The organism is Salinarchaeum sp. IM2453, assembly GCF_019693215.1.
Taxonomy (GTDB): domain Archaea; phylum Halobacteriota; class Halobacteria; order Halobacteriales; family Salinarchaeaceae; genus IM2453.
In genome coordinates this window covers 489590-506292 of sequence record NZ_CP081183.1, presented here as the reverse complement: position 1 = coordinate 506292, position 16703 = coordinate 489590, and the positions used below count along the sequence as shown (strand labels likewise).

At 50.0% G+C, this 16703-nt stretch carries 14 protein-coding genes; 4 read left to right on the top strand and 10 right to left on the bottom strand.

Going from position 1 to position 16703, the window contains the following annotated elements; all coding sequences use genetic code 11:
• Positions 1-137 precede the first annotated feature (137 nt).
• The gene (locus K0C01_RS02445; protein WP_221170484.1) at positions 138-3017 is read right to left on the bottom strand and encodes a hypothetical protein; all 2880 of its coding nucleotides are present in this window, start codon (positions 3015-3017) and stop codon (positions 138-140) included.
• A gap of 422 nt (positions 3018-3439) precedes the next feature.
• On the opposite strand from K0C01_RS02445, the gene K0C01_RS02440 reads away from it, so the two are divergent.
• Complete coding sequence (locus K0C01_RS02440; protein ID WP_221170483.1) at positions 3440-3889, top strand: VanZ family protein; 450 nt, start codon at positions 3440-3442, stop codon at positions 3887-3889.
• Positions 3890-4513: 624 nt separating this feature from the next.
• Here K0C01_RS02440 and K0C01_RS02435 read toward each other — a convergent pair.
• Positions 4514-4651: a hypothetical protein gene (locus K0C01_RS02435; protein ID WP_221170482.1), complete on the bottom strand. Its 138-nt coding sequence runs from the start codon at positions 4649-4651 to the stop codon at positions 4514-4516.
• A 381-nt stretch (positions 4652-5032) separates the two neighbouring features.
• On the opposite strand from K0C01_RS02435, the gene K0C01_RS02430 reads away from it, so the two are divergent.
• A complete protein-coding gene (locus K0C01_RS02430) occupies positions 5033-5527 on the top strand; it encodes a VanZ family protein (protein ID WP_255568352.1) in 495 nt (164 codons plus the stop codon).
• A 45-nt stretch (positions 5528-5572) separates the two neighbouring features.
• Here the strand turns inward: K0C01_RS02430 and aglF are convergent, their stop codons facing one another.
• The 3 genes from aglF to K0C01_RS02415 all read right to left on the bottom strand — a co-directional run bounded on the left by aglF (position 5573) and on the right by K0C01_RS02415 (position 7860).
• Positions 5573-6319, bottom strand: coding sequence for a UTP--glucose-1-phosphate uridylyltransferase AglF (gene aglF / locus K0C01_RS02425; RefSeq protein ID WP_221170481.1), 747 nt, complete (start codon positions 6317-6319; stop codon positions 5573-5575).
• A 119-nt stretch (positions 6320-6438) separates the two neighbouring features.
• Positions 6439-6942 carry a type IV pilin domain-containing protein gene (locus tag K0C01_RS02420; RefSeq protein ID WP_221170480.1) on the bottom strand — a complete coding sequence of 168 codons (504 nt, stop codon included), beginning with the start codon at positions 6940-6942 and terminating at the stop codon, positions 6439-6441.
• Positions 6943-7089: 147 nt separating this feature from the next.
• Positions 7090-7860: a hypothetical protein gene (locus K0C01_RS02415; RefSeq protein WP_221170479.1), complete on the bottom strand. Its 771-nt coding sequence runs from the start codon at positions 7858-7860 to the stop codon at positions 7090-7092.
• Positions 7861-7960: 100 nt separating this feature from the next.
• Between K0C01_RS02415 and K0C01_RS02410 the strand changes: the two genes are divergently transcribed.
• On the top strand, positions 7961-8875 hold the full coding sequence (locus tag K0C01_RS02410) for an NAD-dependent epimerase/dehydratase family protein (protein ID WP_221170478.1): 915 nt from the start codon (positions 7961-7963) through the stop codon (positions 8873-8875).
• 669 nt (positions 8876-9544) lie between these two features.
• Here K0C01_RS02410 and K0C01_RS02405 read toward each other — a convergent pair.
• Positions 9545-10309 (bottom strand): hypothetical protein, encoded by a 765-nt coding sequence (locus tag K0C01_RS02405; RefSeq protein ID WP_221170477.1) that lies wholly within the window; start codon positions 10307-10309, stop codon positions 9545-9547.
• Between the two features lie 6 nt (positions 10310-10315).
• Entirely contained in the window at positions 10316-11521 is a 1206-nt protein-coding gene (locus K0C01_RS02400) for a DUF4330 family protein (RefSeq protein ID WP_221170476.1), read from the bottom strand.
• Between the two features lie 143 nt (positions 11522-11664).
• Between K0C01_RS02400 and K0C01_RS02395 the strand changes: the two genes are divergently transcribed.
• Entirely contained in the window at positions 11665-12621 is a 957-nt protein-coding gene (locus K0C01_RS02395) for an AAA family ATPase (protein WP_221171176.1), read from the top strand.
• A gap of 500 nt (positions 12622-13121) precedes the next feature.
• Here K0C01_RS02395 and K0C01_RS02390 read toward each other — a convergent pair whose 3' ends face one another.
• From K0C01_RS02390 to K0C01_RS02380, 3 genes are read right to left on the bottom strand one after another with little or no spacing between them, the layout of a single operon-like run.
• Positions 13122-14642: a hypothetical protein gene (locus K0C01_RS02390; protein ID WP_221170475.1), complete on the bottom strand. Its 1521-nt coding sequence runs from the start codon at positions 14640-14642 to the stop codon at positions 13122-13124.
• Entirely contained in the window at positions 14642-15970 is a 1329-nt protein-coding gene (locus K0C01_RS02385; protein ID WP_221170474.1) for a DUF58 domain-containing protein, read from the bottom strand. Before K0C01_RS02385 ends, K0C01_RS02390 begins: the two co-directional genes overlap by 1 nt.
• A complete protein-coding gene (locus tag K0C01_RS02380; RefSeq protein WP_221170473.1) occupies positions 15963-16703 on the bottom strand; it encodes a DUF7269 family protein in 741 nt (246 codons plus the stop codon). The genes K0C01_RS02385 and K0C01_RS02380 overlap by 8 nt, the downstream gene beginning before the upstream one ends.

Below are 16703 nucleotides of genomic sequence, written 5' to 3'. Positions count from 1 at the left end.
CGCATCTCTATCATGTCTATCGAAATAGCAGGCAGAGTGCCTCGGGGCTTGATCTTGGAGCAGTCCACGGTATCCGAAATGTTCTGCCAGCAATTCGATGAATATATGAAAAAAACAGGATATCAGCCGTGCTAGCTTCAATCAGATCCTGACAGGACCAACGCAATTGCTGCGGCTGCAAGAGCAACAATTCCAATCAGTATAAAGATAAATCCGAAGTCATCGTCTTCTCCATTTGTACCAGGATCTGCTGGATCTGGTTCCACAATGGTGAGTGTTGCATCATCTGTAACTCCACCCGGCACAAAGCCGTCTTCAGCATCGGCGTTTTGTAATGCTGGAAACGCTCCGGGTGATGCATCATCTCCAGCTGCTGCATCATCATCACCAACAAGATGGATCATTGCTACAAAGTCATCTGTCTCATTAAGCGGTAGCTGGTTGAACGCACCATCTTCAGGGACCTGCTCAAGTTCGATCCCAACATCGCTGTTATCGCCTTCTAGCACATTGGAACTACCAACGAATTCAGTGCCGACCAGTTCTCCCTCGTCATTTGTTGGATGGACATCAACCGTAAATGCTGTATCATCATCGACTCCAGCCGAGAGGTTTGCTGTTTCAACGATGATTTCATCGCCTGCTTCAACTGGCTCGTCAAATTCTTGATCTGCAAATGCAAGTTCGCCTTGGAGGACTGTTGCAGTCTCTGCTGCTTCTACGGCATCAGCAGTGGCACTGGACACCTGATTGCCTGCTTCATACTCTGGATTACTTAACCCATCCGTTGGAATCAGGTGTGCTGTGTGTTCGCCCGGGAATCCGTCTGTGTCATCTAGTTCAACGGTCACTGCATCGCCACCAATGTCTGGACTAACGGTCTCTACCCCAGCGATGATTGACTCATCCCCTTCCTCGTAGGTTATGACAACAGCACTGTCTTCAGCTGCAACAACATCCTCAACGACGACACTGGCATTTGTTGGTGTCTCGCTTGTAATGGTACTTGATTCAGTGGCCTGATCAACAAAGCTCAATCCTGGGTTAATGGTTACTGTTGCTTGGTCTGTAATGCCACCCGGAACAAATGCCAGCTGATCGTCAGCATTCTGTAATACTGGGAACGTCCCCGGCTCGACCTGATCTCCTTCATCGACCGTTTCATCATCGACGACATGCACCATTGCAATAAAGTCATCTGTTTCAGCAAGTGGCAGTTCGTTGAATGTGCCATCCTCTGGAACTGCATCTAGGGTAATCTCAACGTCTTCATTGTCGCCGCTGAGCACTGCTGAACTACCAACAAACTCATCGCCAACAAGTGTTCCCTCTTCGTCCACCGGATGGACATCAATCTGGAATAACGTATCTTCATCGCCATTCAGCGTTGCTGTCTCAACAACGATGCTATCATCACCTTCTGCAAGTGCGCCCTCAAATGACTGATCTGCAAACTCTAGGTCCCCTTGGAAGACTGTTGCCTGTTCAGCCACACTGACTTCGCCAGCCGTTTCTTCAGAGACAACATCACCGGATGCATAGTCTTCGCTCAGCTCTGCAGTTGGGATTAGATGTGCTGTATGCTCACCCGGGAAGCCACCATCATCTTCGATTTCAACAGCAACATCGCCACCAGTCTGGCCATCAATTTCTGCAAGCCCAGCAATGGTCAGCGGTGTTTGAATTTGTCCTTCCATTGCTCCGTGGATGGTACAGACATACGTTGTGAGTTCTGCGTTGAGATCAGCAGTTAGCGTAAAGCTCACTTCATCTCCTTCATCATTCCAGCCAACCTCTCCATCATCTTCAAAGGCTCCATCACCATCTTGACTAAGCAATGCGTTGCCTTCGTCATCTTGGAATTCAAGTGGATGGGCCTCTCCGGGTAAGTCCTCAAAGGTATACTCTACCCCTTCAACGAGCAGCAGTGTTGGATTGGCTTCATCCTCTCGGACGACATCTTCAATATTATCGGTTGCTCCGGAGACGCCGTTTACTTCCCATGCATCCGAACCAACATTATCAAGATCGATTGTTACCTCGTCACCGCTTTGTACTGCCGTTGATCCTTCGTAGGTCACAACAACAGCACTGTCCTGCAGGGCCTGTACATCTTCAACAATCACTCCAGGGTCAGTATCACGATCAAGTGTAGCACTTGGTGAGGCTGTCGCTTGGTCATTGAATGACACTGCATCCTCAAAGAATACCGTTCCCGTATCAGTTATCCCACCTGGTACTGGCCCTTCTATTCCATCAACATTTGGCAAGACCGGGTACTCGCCGGGGGCTGCCGCATCGCCTTCCTCAGCATCATCATCATCAACAACATGAATCATTGCAATATACTCATCTGTTTCATCAATCGGAAACTCGTTGAACTCGCCGTCCTCAGGTACCTGATCAAGATTAACTGTCACATCATCGTTTTCGCCAACAAGTACATCGGAACTACCAATAAACTCATCACCGACGAGATTGCCGTCATCATCTGTTGGGTGAATATCAACAGTAAAGAGCGTATCACTAGCCTCTCCTTCGCCATCGTCCAGTATGGCCGTATCAAGTGTGATTGTATCGTCTGTGTCAAGTTCTTCGTCAAATCCTTGATCTGCAAACTCTAGTGTCCCTTGGAAAACTGTTGCAGTCTCAGCTGCTGTCACGGCACCAGCAGTCTCATCAGACACCGTGTCCCCAACGTCATACTCTTCATCACTGAGTTCATCTTCTGGAATCACATGGGCCGTGTGCTCACCTGGGAACCCCCCAATATTATCAACTATGAGTGTAACATCATCTCCAGCAAGCTCTTCTTCATCAAAGAACTCTCCACCAGCAATAATGGTATTACCCTCAGCGTCCTCATACGTCACAACGACAGCGCTGTCCTGCGTTGCTGTGACATTTTCAACAACTACGCCCGGATTGGTTGTTCCTCCATCTGAAAATGTTGATCCTGTCGCCTGATTATCAAACGACAGGTCGTCTTCTTGGGCAGCTACCGACAGGGTGCCCATTGCGATACCAGCTAACAGTATAATTATCAATACGATACCTATCCGCACCGGTCGAGAATATTGTATCTGTGTCTTCATCATAGAATTGGCTTTCAATTATTTTCCTTCGAGATCATTAATTGACATCATGTTCCATGTGTGCTATTAACTACTGCATAGTTTATTATATACCCAAATTACTTATACATTTTCCAAATAACATTCCGTACATCGTTAAACAACGAACGACCAATTAATATCATACTAATAAGATTGTAATGCTACTCTGGCTGCTACAGAGAAATAGCCCGGGTGTCTGATCGACCGAACTCCTTCGATTTTTGTGATCACGAGGTTGGAGATTCTCGAACGACTTGCCCCCAAGTACTTCACTTGCTTGTGTTCAGCACGATTATATAATTTGCGCCCATCAGCCTACCCGTATGCAGGTTCCGCTGCCATTGTTCTCTCGTCGGCTCCGATGGGCTGGGGTCCTTGTTATCGCTGGCTTTATTTTGTATTCGTCCTTGCTGACGGTTCCAGAGACCGTTGTGGATGACACACAGCCGGATTCAATTCCGATCAACTACTGGCGACATCTTGTTGCATACTGTGTGCTTGCCTGTTCGCTGGCATATGCAACTGATCACTGGCAGCTTCCTCGTTGGCGCCATGCACTGATTGTGATTGGGCTTGCTGCTGGCTATGGAGCCTTAATCGAGGCCGGGCAGGCCTTTGTTCCTCATCGCAGTTCGTTCCTCGTTAGTGATGTTGTTGTCAATACCATTGGTGCCAGCGGTGTCATGCTTTGGTACCTTGCTCGTCCCTATCTCTCCCTGCGACCAGTCTCAGCGTTTTTGTCACCGCTTTTGCAGTTCGTTCTTCGTGATTAGTAAACTATGACTGACTGTTGGCACCGTCTTGGTCGTCGCAGCGGTAACAAGGTGACTGCTCTGGTAGTTCACAGAAGAATTAGGTGCATTGATTGACCTGTCTGAAAGAGTTGAGGCTTCTTTTGACGGATGCTCAAATCATCTCACTCAGAAGTTATCTGGAATCACTACAGCAGTCCATGCAAAGCGGTCAAAGCTCTTTCAATCAGCGTTCGATTGATATTTTCTGCAAATCTCTTTTTGTTCTGGATTCCTCGTTAGTGGTCTTCGATTTCCAACTTATCGGAATCCGACACTGCATCCAGTTCTCGTTCTAACTTCCTTTCGGACAGCTCACAGCGGTGCAACACGGAGCCCAACGAGTTCACTCCTGTATTTTATCCACACGTTCATTGAGGCCCAAACAGACGTTTCAGACGCTTTTAGCCTTGATCGGTATTTGGAAGACGGAGGTGAAAAGCAAATCAGGCGCTGAGATCGTCGAGGAAAAATTACTGAATACGGGCAAACGAGATCGACACAATCACCATCAAAGAATATTCTATCTGTGAAGTACCTCAGAGTCAAGCCCAGAGGCTTCACCGTCTTGGGCCGTACCGCACCCGCAGGCGAATGTAATTCCCCTTAACCTTCCCGAAATGAGTTGGCTGGAATCCACACCCGAACACGCCGATGTGTCCATGGGAGTCGGTCGCTCCACCACGACCCGACAACTCCCGTCTCAACGCCAGTAGCAGGTGTTGAGAGGAGTCGTAGTTCCAAACTACCAAACGACCAGCAAAGAACGAGAGGTCTTCAACTTCATACTTTGAGGAGTTGTGTTCTGGCCGTTGTCTGCGTATTATCACTCGAATTACGTAATCTGTGTTATATTTGGCCGGCATTCATTCTCGGGCGCAAGTCGTTCGAGAATCGGGGGGATTCTTGTGATCACAAAAACCGGAGGGTTTTCGACGACTCCGACGCACTCTGCCTATATCTCTGTAGACATTGAGATGTACATCCGGGATTATCGGCTGTGATAGCGACTCGGTTTGTGAATTACAGACGGGGCTGAAGCCGCGGGAGGAGGTCAAATGTACTTGTATTCCAACATGTCGTTTTCAGTGTACTTATTTAATCGGCATCCTTCGATTCACTTAGATGCAGATTCCACTGCCGTTGTTCTCCCGCCGTGTTCGATGGGCCGGGGTGATCATTATTGCAGGTTTGATCCTGTACTCCTCGTTACTAACCGTCCCCGAGACCGTTGTTGATGAGGTTCAACCCGACTCAGTCGTCACCAATGAGGCTTCCTCAAGTGCTAGCACAGGTGGCGACTCAGGATTTGGTCTGATTTCATTGAGCCATTGGCGACACCTGACTGCATACTTTGTCTTTGCTTGTGTCTTAGCATATGCAACTGATCACTGGCAGCTTCCCCGTTGGCGCCATGCACTGATTGTGATTGGGCTTGCTGCTGGCTATGGCGCCCTAATGGAAGTCGGGCAGATCTTTGTCCCTCATCGCAGTTCGTTTCTTCTCAGTGATGTTCTCATCAATACCATTGGTGCCAGCGGTGTCATGCTCTGGTATCTTGCTCGCCCCTATCTCACCCTGCGACCAGTCTCAGCCTTTCTGCCTTCCTCAGAACGCTAACGTTTTCTGGATCTCCTACTACCTGTCTTGTCTCGTTACTGTTTGTTATACTTCTTTGGATGTTTCTGCTTTGCTTGCTTTTTCTGCTTGCAAGCGCTGTTCGGCCCGATCTCGATCTTCCGGATACCCAACATCAATTCGCCATCCATTAAGTGGAATTGCATCAATCGTCCGCCCTGATTCTAGAAGTAAATCAATCGCATCTGAGAGTTCGTACTCACCCCGATCAGATGGCTGGACCAGATGACAGGCATGGAAAATCGCTGGCGTAAACGTATAAAAGCCGGTCATGACGAGGTTCGATGGGGGGTCATCCGGTTTCTCGATAACGTCCGTAATTGTCCCGTAGTCGTTTGTATCACAGACGCCATACCGCGATGCTTCCTCCCAGGGGACCTCCTCGACAAGGAATGCTGCGTCAGCCCGGGATTCGTTGTGTCGCTGGACTACGTCCTCCAGATTTGCCTGGAAAATGTTATCACCAAGCATGAGCATGAACTCATCATTAACATACTCTTCGGCTGTGAGCAATGCATGTGCCAGTCCCTTTGGCTCACGCTGGTGTGTATATGTGACCGGAACTCCCTGGAAACTGTCTCCATAGTGTTCGATAATCTGTTCTTTTTTGTAGCCCACAACGACCACCAGCTGATCTGCTCCAACGTCGACTAACTGCTCAAAGCAGTGTGTTAGGATCGGTTTGCCATTAACCCCAACCATCGCTTTTGGAGTGTCTTCCGTTAGTGGCCGAAGCCGGGTGCCTTCGCCGGCTGCCAGCACAACAGCATCCATAACAGATATCCAGAACGACACGTCACATAAATCATGTGTTTTGTCTATTGTTTCCGTAGCTCCTGGTTGTTCTATTGACTGCACTGAGAGAAAAATGTATAGCTAGCTATTCGATTCTGTTAGTTGATCGTGTGTATTGTTAGAGTCGATGAGGTATCGTCACCTTCCCAGACAATTCGGATCTGATCATCTGGGTTAATCCCCTCAGTATCCGTTATGTCAACATCAACATTGTCAGCAGTTCCAACAACGATTGAACTTCCAGCGCTGTACGTCTCATCATTCAGGTCGATATCATCCCCATCAACTTCTCCATCACCAGTGAGGACAACATTTAGATTTGACCCATCAATTGTCCGATCGGTTGTCTCTAAGGTGAATGTTACATTAAGGTCATCATCTGACTCTAAACCATCATCACCGATACTAACTGGATCCTGACTCGAGTCCCATGCAGTGTTTGGTGGTGTTTCGGTATCTGTGCCGAATCCGAGTACAAATGCACCGATGACAGCGGCAAGGATAATAGTGATTGCAACCATGAGGATGACCCCAATAACGGGAGAGACTCCTCGTGAACGCTCCGATTCATCTGAATCGGCGGATAATAAGTTTCGTATCATAAGTTTCTATTGCGCAATTAGTTACGCATAACCTAAGTCCACCGTCATGGACTACGTTGTTGCAATTGATCGCCAACTGCTCATCTGTCCCGTAAACGGTGACTTACGTACTGTATATACGTGTCCACTACACATATAAATATCGTGTCAATCGTCATCTAGCCATGTTGTTTGAGATACCGTTGTTGGCGGTAGGATAATCCCTTGTTTAACACAAGAGACATCACCCACAACGTGTTTTGCTACCAGCTGTGCAAGCTCCTCGTGGAATGTATCCGAACGTTTGTTTTCGTATATCTGAATATGGTTTCTATCCGTTGGTGTCACACCGCGGGCCTGGATATATGTCTTGACAAACACGCGCCCGGCCGACTGATCAGCAAACAGATACGATGGTAACGTAGATGCACTGTTCCGCGATTTGACTGCCCCGCGAGCAACCAGCACCCGCCCAAGCACGCGAGGGTGTGTGGTTGGCTCCAGTTCATCGCCACGTTCTGCTTGTACTCGATCAATCTGTTTTACGCCAGCGCCAATCTGGCGTAAATCCTGTTCAACTGGAATTCCATCAGTTGCAGACCACCGTGGTGTCCACACGTTATTGACCGAGCCGGCAGCGAAGATTCCGGCAACAAGTCGTGTGACTGCGAGATGGGTTTCTCCGTCGGTCTGAAACCAGCCATGCTTTGTGGCTGTTTCGATCCCGCGGACCACATCCGGCATTCCACCATCGATCCATGACCGGGCTCGACCTTCCGGGATACCAAGCGCGTTTGCAATCTTGTATCGACCGGCCTTTGGGTGCTCTGCTTGGTAGTCAACAAACCGACGATACTGATCCAGCAGTTCACCTAGATCGATATCATTCGGCGGCGAATAGGTCTGTGCAAAGGCATCCCGCAGTGTTGCTCGATCCACGTTGACGCTCTGTTTTATTTTCTGTTGGAGTCTATTTCAGCATTCTCTTTTTGTCTCCTAACCCGAGGTATTTTTGTCCCAGATTCTCCAACGCCCTGTCATGAACGTAGTACTGACCGGGGGTGCTGGATTTATTGGCTCACATTTAACAGAACGACTGCACAACAGTGGCCATACGGTTACTGTTGTTGATGATTGCTCGAATGGGCAGCCAGACCGGCTTCCAGATGCTGTTACATTTATTGAACAGGATATTAGCCAGCCAGATTCGCTTCGGTCAATCGTCTCAGACAACCATGATGTCATCTTCCATCTTGCTGCCCGAAAAGCCGTTAACGATGCTAACCCACGAGATCAGTTTCAGGAAAACACAGCGATGACACAGGAAGTGCTGGCTGCTGCACAGGAGCATGCCATTACCGATATTTTCTTTACCTCAAGTTCAACCGTCTACGGCGAAGCTCCACGTCCAACTCCAGAGGATTATGCGCCATTAGAACCGATCAGCGCATATGGTGCCAGCAAGCTTGCCTGTGAAAGCCTGTTATCGGCGGCTGCACATACAACTGATCTGACCGTGTATACGGTCCGGTTTGCAAATATTGTTGGCCCCCGGCTTCGTGGCGCTGTGATTCCGGATTTTATCCAGAAGCTACAGCACACGCCTGAAACACTTGAGATCTTAGGGGATGGTCGCCAGCAAAAATCATACATGCACATCGAGGACTGTCTTGATGCCATGATACATGTCTATGAGCATGCTACCGGCCCGGTCGCAACATATAACCTTGGCACCCGCACGACAACGTCTGTTGATCGAATTGCTGAGATTGTCAGCGAGGAGATGCAACTTGCGCCAACTTTTGAATATACCGGGGGAAATCGTGGCTGGAAAGGTGATGTTCCAAAGATGCGGCTGTCAATTGAGAAGCTATCAGCCCTTGGCTGGACACCTGCGTATGAAAGCACACAGGCTGTTCGACGGGCAACACAGGAACTATACGCTGAACTTTGACCAAGAGGTTCCACGAATTATCGGCGTCTGGTGGCATTCGCCTCGATATTTCTGTAACAACGTGGTATTGCACCTACTCCGTGTCAACTGCCTCGGGGTCAAGCCTCGAGGCTTGTCAGTGGACTCCCGTTCTACCCGTGTGATACGGTAGGGCTGGTCTGACCGTTCACATTCAGCGCCCCTGACGTGAGGGCCAGTTGACTAGTGGCCCATCCACCACGAGACGTCTGCCCGCGATGGATGTACTACAACCATAGGACACTACTCAATAAATAGTCGCATTTCAATCAGGGAGTTGGATTGGTTTACTGTGTTGATTAATTCCAACGTGTCGGCTTCCTCCACGGGGGCAAGTCGGTCGAGCAGCTTCGATTCTCGTGATCACGGAAATCGGAGATGTCCGGACGACTCCGTGGCATCCGCCTTGATTCTTCTATGAATTTACCCGGGGTCAAGCCTCGGAGCAGTTGCCTCGACCGCCTGTACAAAACAATGTTCCGGGGGGCCTTCTGTCGGTAGGGGGGTAGGGGAAAACAGGGGGTCCCGGAACACACTCCCTGTACTGGGAGTACCTGTTATATTGTACTGATTATAGTTAAAACTTATTTACGCCAGTAATTCTTTCTTCTTTACCACTTACCAATAATTATCTCGCTGTTGGTTCGCATTTTAGTTATTGTTCTTTGATATGTTTTCTTTATCTAACTGAGATGACTGTTGTGTGGGTTCTTGTTGTTCTGGTGGCTCGGGTGGGACAAATGCCTGTCCAATTCGCTGAAGATACCCAAACCATCGTGTCTGCTTGCACTCCTGTAGTGTCATGTCACTTTGTGTGCCCCGAAGTGCGCCAATTAAGACTGCTGTCAGAAGCAACACTGCTGGTACACTCACCGTTGCAATCGTTGTCATGACCAGCAGTCCCACAATAACGCCTGCAATTGCTCCGAAACTTGCTGTTCGAATCGGTCGCTGTTGCAGTTGTCGTTGGCCTCGATACCAGACTCTTGATACGGTTGATCGGAGCAATGCCGGGGTGAGGGCTGTTAGTACGCGATCAACCCGCGCTAATACCGGCCCAACAGACCGTGTTTCTCGCAGATCAATCACGATGATATCCGGTTCTGGCTCTTTCGTGAGCCATCGATACAGCCATGCTGACCGAAGATACTCTTTGCCCCCAGCAATGGCCTGGTACACAGCTGACTGATGGACCGGTGATTGTGACTTTACGGTTTGGTTAGCATTATGCTTTGCTTGCTGGCTGTCCGTTGATGTTGTTGTTTTAGTCTGTGTTTTCTCTGCTGGACGCTGCTGGGTCTTTGATCGAACCAATTGTACCACTCGTGACTCCGCGCTTGCAGTCCGTAATGTCTCTTGGATCTGTTGATATCGCTGATATATCCGTGACTGCTCTTTAGCGGATGTCATATCCATGCTTCTTTATGTGCTAATATCAGTTATTTCACCATCAACCGATGGGATTTGTCCGCCAAACTCGAATGACGGCTCATCCCCGATTAACAACTCTTGGCCACGGAACAGATATGTTTCATCACCGCCGTTATCGTCTAGCTCACGAACGGTAAGCTCAAGGAGTAACGTACGGTCCGTGCCGCTGCCTTCTACCTCCAGTATTTCGGCTGTCTGGAGTCCATCGAGTGATTCTGTCATGCCTGCAGCAAGCCGGTCAGCCTGTCCAGCACTGAGTCCGTCTGTCTCGTATTCTACAGTGAGTGTCGTCTCAACCCCCGGTTCTTCGAAGGTTCCAACCTGTAGAATTTCTGCGTCGAAGTTCACGTCCCCTGTCCGAACCGGTATTGTTTCACCCTCGACGGCGGGCGTATCCCCAACGCGGAGTGTTCCGCCATCATCTCGCAGATCAACCCCATCAACGCCAAGCACAAGCTGTCGCATGTCACTATCACCGGTTGGATATTTCGTTACTGACTGGACTGTAAGCAGTGTCTGTCCACCAAGTGTATACTCATCACCTTCAGCAATCTGATTTGCCGTAGACTGACTCACTTCAGCATCAAGGACCATTGCTTCCTCTTCAGTTTCGATTGTTTCACCTGATTCACTCACATCAATAACTGAACCGGTTACTGCGTACTGGCTTGTCTCGATTTCTAGCTCCTGATCATATCGTAACGGTTCTCCGTCAAAATCAATTGTACTGGTCTCAGCTTGGTCTGGATCAACGGCTGTTCCCTGTACTTCAGCACGGATCAGGACATTCGTGCTACCGTCGTCATCTCCGGGTGCATAATACACATCTGTAATCTCAAAGTTATTGCCCCATTCGTCGCCTTCGCTGATCTGTTCAGCGACATACTCTGCCTCTGACCCAAGATCAACGGTTACATATCGCGTATCATCGCCATCGCCCGGCACCAACAGTGCAATGCCAGCAATACCTACTGCCACGATCAACACAACAACCAGCGCATCGACGACGTTTACAAGCCCAAATAGCTTCCCGTCATCGTCGATCAGTGATCCAAACTGTGAACTGTCAGTCTGTTCAGCCGCTGGCTGTGAATCAGTTGTCGTTGCCCGTCCAGAATCCTGTTCCGGTTGGCCATCGTCCGACTGTGTCCCTGCTGTCTCATCATTGTCCGGCTGTGCATCCTCCTCGTTTGCCATTATGAATAGCTAAACATCTACTGGTAACTTAACATCTTCTATCTGACAGTCTGAATCCATCCTTCATCGTGTTGTCCAAACCAATATATGTCCGTATCGCAAGTACCTCTCATATGAGCAGTACGTCGCAAGGCGATCCACCGATGTCGTTTGACCGGGCTTCAAAACAGATTGACCAGATTATCAGTGCCCTTAATGATGCGGTTGTTGCAGACAGACAGTTTTTTGAGTCAATGCTAACCGGGGCATTGATTCGCCGACATGTACTAATTGAGGATGTCCCTGGCACGGGGAAAACGCTGACTGCTCGCTCGCTTGCGACCGTGCTTGGTCTTGAGTTTGGCCGCATTCAGTTCACGCCAGACCTGCTCCCAGCTGATATTACTGGGTCAATGGTTTTTGATGAACAGCGCAATGAATTTCGGCTTAATCGTGGGCCAATCTTTGCGAATATTGTCCTTGCTGATGAAATTAATCGTGCACCAGCAAAAACCCAAGCAGCCTTACTCGAAGCAATGGAAGAAAAACAAGTAAGCATTGCCGATGAAACGCTTTCGCTGCCGACGCCGTTTTTTGTCCTTGCAACACAGAACCCTGTTGAACAGGAAGGGACATTCACACTCCCTGAATCACAGCGAGACCGGTTTGTCATCAAAACCAGTATTGGGTATCCAACCCGGGATGCCGAAGCCAACTTGATTACACGTCGACTTGATCGTACTGCAGCAACCCCGACCCCTAGCCGCACAACAACAGTTGATGCGTTTAGCACGCTGCAACAGATGCCAGAATACGTCCATGTTGCCCCCGAGATTCAGGACTACCTTCTTGACATCGGACGGGCAACCCGTGACCATCCGCGTGTTGACGTTGGTGTTTCCCCACGCGGAATCCAGCATTTTGTTGAAGCAAGCCGAGCCCGTGCGGTTATTCATGGCCGCGAGTATGTTGTCCCAGACGATGTCAAGACACTTGCTGTTCCTGTGCTTGCACATCGACTTGTATTAAGCTCTTCTGCCCACGTCGATGGCATTACACGGACTGCAGTCATTGAAGATGTGCTTGGAGACATCAGCGTTCCGGCGGTCAACTCTGCGTGACCTCCTCCTCGTCGTACACAACGAGGCTTCCCGAACCGCACCGCAAGCGTTGGGATATTTGCCGGTGTACGGTCGCACCTGTTCTTGTGGGGACTCGTCCCGTTTGTTTATCGAACAGACGAACCGATGGCTGGGCCAGACAGCCGTTACTCCTATCCTGTGAGGGATTCGGAGGTACCGTGTACCGGGAATCCAGCGGCCCGAAGGGGATTCCTTCAGACATCAATTCCCGAATCCGATATTATCCGTTTACGACGGCGGCGAACCGCCTCAGTGTGTGTCATGTAGTGGCATAGGGAATATTAAATTTCGGTGTTGTAGTATCATTGTCTCTTGGTTCACGGAGCGAACGCGATCCACTCCCACCCTGCTCAGTCTTCAGTTTCGACTGGCTGTCGAAACACTCATGCTTCGTGGGAAAGGTGGGATTCTCTCGGTGAATCAAGATAACTCCAGCATCTAGTCTGTCTTGCTTGCACGCACTGGTTTATTGGCCTCACTCAATCGCGTTGATTCCAGTACACAAACACTATTGCAAGGACTGCGGCCAGTAATGCGACTCCCAGTGGCAAAATTCCATACTGAATCTCGACTGTTACCCTTGTCAAGAGTGTGTACAATCCACCTGTGAACAACAGACTCCCAACACCAACTAGAATGCTTATGCCTGCAGCCACCAGCGCTCCGTCTCGATGAGCCGGCATCGATCCCACGGCAATGGTCTGTCCAATTCCAAACTCGGTTATATCCCACACCACGACTGCGCTCATAATCCCAAAGAGTACCGTCCCTGTGCCTGTGTCTCCAAGTGTTGCTCCAATGGCCCCTAACACCAGTCCAACGACGGCCAGTCGTGCTGGTCCGGTTGTTGCTGGAAGCAGTCCTGTCCGGGTTGCGATGACAACACCAAGGAATACTGCAATGACACCGAAGATTCCAAGCGTGATCAGTCCAAGCCCAACCGTTAGCTCACCGGTGAGCGTTGTTCCTGCCGTGACCGGCGTGGCTACAAGCTCATGTGTCTGTGTGACTGTCGTCTGTATTTGATCTCCAAACTGCCATGCGATCAGTACTGCCCCTCCAGTCAGTACTGCTGCAACGGGAATCCATGCTGGCCGTTCATACAACAGTGCAATCCCGGCTGTCCGAAAGACTCGAATGCTAACGATTACAAGTCCCAACAATAACAGTCCCTGCATGAGTGCTCCTCGAATTGCAGTTCCGGTCACAAGCGGGCCGATGGTCTGCTCAATTGTCTCGGCTGCAACGGTTGTTTCAACGCTAATCAAATAGATAAGGACCACCAGCAAACTCCCGCCGCCGATGATGATTCCAACACCATACTGTATGCTGGTTGTGAGTCGTTGATACCGCGCTTTCGTATCCGACCCAAACACCGTCGCCGGTGGTAAGACAGCACCAATTCCCCATATACCACCGACACAGAGCCATGCCAGCACAAGAAAGCTCACAGCTTCGGCTGTCGCCGTTGTCGGCGCGATGAGGGCTGACAGGGGCCCAAGCACAGCACTCACCTCAAGCTGTATTAGCGCCACAAGACCTGTACACAGTCCCAACACAACTGCAACTCTGGTCAACCAGCCGAGTGCATCAATCAATGCCCCATTTCCAATCAACAATGCTCGCAGTTGTGCAATCCCAAAGCCGGTAATGATACTCCCACCAACTGCAAGTGCAACTGCTGCTGTTGCAGTCGTCACGGCATACGCTGGTATTGCTACTGTCCCGCCTATCGTAAGCAAAAAGCCAATTCCAAATACATCTGCCCGCAGTCCACCGTCATCTGTCGTGTTTGCAGCCGTGACTGCCAGTATCACACCACACCCAAATCCAGCACCAATTAGCCATCCTGCATCAAGTACAACGCCAATCCATAGCAGGCTACTTCCAGCAAGTAACCCAGAGATTATCACACTGGCAGTCGGAATACGGTATCCACTGGTATTCTCTGGGACTGCTGTGCTTGTTCGGTCCGTCGCCGACTGTGATCGCTGTGCCATTAGCTTTCACCTCCTGCTGGTACACGTCTGGTTCCCTCCTGTAATGCTGTTTCCAGGGATTCTGTGTCCGGACGCCAGGATATAACAGGTACTCCATACTGCCGTACTTGCTGCATTCGCATTCTGTGTTGGGTCTGTGTAATGAGTCCGCCTGTTGAGGCCCGGCTTGTGATATCTGGCAGATAGACCTTGGTCGTGTGACTGACTTGGTTGTATGCTCGGACCAGATCAACCGCAGTCTCATCACACAGTGGGCTGACAAACAGCACCTGTGTTTGTCCATCTATTCGTTCTGTAATCTCGGTCGCTGTTGGAACGGTATCCGATAGAATTTGTTCTGTTACCGATGGATCTGCGGCCTGTCCTGCATGGTCAAGGACCTGCTGAACGCGCGTCAGTGTTTCTGTTCGATCACTTGGTGAAATCCAGACATAGCCAGTCTCCCCAGCGACGGGCCCATCGATTTCACTCGCCTGTACTCCAAACGCAAGCATCCCAACCCGATTTCTGTTTGCAAGTAACTCACTGACCAGCTGGTGGGCCATGTAGATACATAATTCTGTGCCGGTTGGCGCTGTTTTCCGCTGTGCCTGCTTTGTACAGGGGCGTAGATCAACCGCAACAACGGTATCAAGCGCCTCTTCTTGTCGATACTGGATAGTAGATAGCTCACGGGTTTTTGCGTACTGTCGCCAGTTTACCTTATGTGCTGGATCTGTTGGCTGGTAGGATCGGACCCCATGAAACTCAATTCCTTCTCCGCCTTGATCGGTGGTCTGTTGTCCTACAATGTCTGTTGGTTGTCGTTGTGTTATTGTTGTCTCCGGGGTGACTGTCGCTGTAATGTGGTTGTCCCCTGCTGGCTCCATTGTGACTGTCTGCATATGCAGGGCCCCAACCCCAACACTCCGAACCGTCGTTGATGTAAACTCCGTTGTCCCGTATCGAGCTTGGACCGTGTATGTTAGTGTGGCTGATTCGCCGGGGGCCAGACGTACTGTTGCTCGTGGTGAGCCATCAATCACTGCTACCTCGTCTGGAACGCCATCGACGACTCGTAGGTCGGTGATCCACGTATCACGAGTATTTTCTATGGTCAGCGTGACCGTTGGTGTTCCTCCTGGATGTGTTTGTGCAGGCGTCACTGACCGACGCAGCACAATTGCGTCTGTTATCTCCGGTGTGGATCCGACCATTCCATATCCCAAAACAAGCACGGGAATGATTGCACCAATCAATATTCGCGGATCGACAACCAGCACACCAACCCCGACCAGTACAAACGCAAGCCCGATCACCACCCGCCAGCGTGGTACCAGATTAGTCATCGTTGCCCTCCGTTGCAGATGGTTGTGGCGGTTGTTGCCTCTTGTCTATTGGTTCTGCCGTTGTACTGTAATTGATACGATTCTTGAACAGCCCATCGGACTCTGTCAGTGGTTCTCCGTTATCATTTCCAGCCGGGTTGTACTGCCGATCAATCGCTTTGACCGTTCGCTGAACTGCCTGTCTGTATGCTTTCTCCGGGCGCGCCCATCTGTATAGCTGAAACCGTGGTGGATATCCCCGGTCATCACTCAACAATGCACCAGCAACGGGATCATCTGTCCATGCCCCTGTTTGTAGCTGTCTTTCCGGGGCCTGTCCATTAGTTTGTATTGTTGCTTCTCTGACGATATCTTGGAGTTGTTCTCTTGGTGTTGTCTCTTCGTATGGAACACCTTTGATTGTGATGGCATCTGCTGCATCCTCGATGTCTTTCTGGATGGATTCACCAACAATTGCTGGTGGATTTCTAGGCTGCTCTGGCGGCAACGATCCGGTTAGTGTATGCGTTTGGCGTTCTGTGTTGGCAGTGACATACCAAAGGTATCCGCCAATCAGGAAGAATCCGCCCGCCAGTATTTCTGCTGCGCCGATCCGAAGTACTGGGGCGAGCCTATCGGCACTCCATTCTGTAAGGCTTGCTGCAATTGGCCCTGGCACAACACCAACAATGCCCACAACAAGTAATCCCCCAATCAGTATTATCGGGCCCAGTCGTGACAGCGTCTGTTGCAT

What these genes read in the sequence shown, in the direction of transcription:
- K0C01_RS02385 (WP_221170474.1), bottom strand. Translation starts at nt 15,970, where the DNA reads ATGACTAATCTGGTACCACGCTGGCGGGTGGTGATCGGGCTTGCGTTT.
- K0C01_RS02440 (WP_221170483.1), top strand. Translation starts at nt 3,440, where the DNA reads ATGCAGGTTCCGCTGCCATTGTTCTCTCGTCGGCTCCGATGGGCTGGG.
- K0C01_RS02405 (WP_221170477.1), bottom strand. Translation starts at nt 10,309, where the DNA reads ATGGATATGACATCCGCTAAAGAGCAGTCACGGATATATCAGCGATAT.
- aglF (WP_221170481.1), bottom strand. Translation starts at nt 6,319, where the DNA reads ATGGATGCTGTTGTGCTGGCAGCCGGCGAAGGCACCCGGCTTCGGCCA.
- K0C01_RS02400 (WP_221170476.1), bottom strand. Translation starts at nt 11,521, where the DNA reads ATGGCAAACGAGGAGGATGCACAGCCGGACAATGATGAGACAGCAGGG.
- K0C01_RS02380 (WP_221170473.1), bottom strand. Translation starts at nt 16,703, where the DNA reads ATGCAACAGACGCTGTCACGACTGGGCCCGATAATACTGATTGGGGGA.
- K0C01_RS02390 (WP_221170475.1), bottom strand. Translation starts at nt 14,642, where the DNA reads ATGGCACAGCGATCACAGTCGGCGACGGACCGAACAAGCACAGCAGTC.
- K0C01_RS02445 (WP_221170484.1), bottom strand. Translation starts at nt 3,017, where the DNA reads ATGGGCACCCTGTCGGTAGCTGCCCAAGAAGACGACCTGTCGTTTGAT.
- K0C01_RS02430 (WP_255568352.1), top strand. Translation starts at nt 5,033, where the DNA reads ATGCAGATTCCACTGCCGTTGTTCTCCCGCCGTGTTCGATGGGCCGGG.
- K0C01_RS02395 (WP_221171176.1), top strand. Translation starts at nt 11,665, where the DNA reads ATGTCGTTTGACCGGGCTTCAAAACAGATTGACCAGATTATCAGTGCC.
- K0C01_RS02420 (WP_221170480.1), bottom strand. Translation starts at nt 6,942, where the DNA reads ATGATACGAAACTTATTATCCGCCGATTCAGATGAATCGGAGCGTTCA.
- K0C01_RS02410 (WP_221170478.1), top strand. Translation starts at nt 7,961, where the DNA reads ATGAACGTAGTACTGACCGGGGGTGCTGGATTTATTGGCTCACATTTA.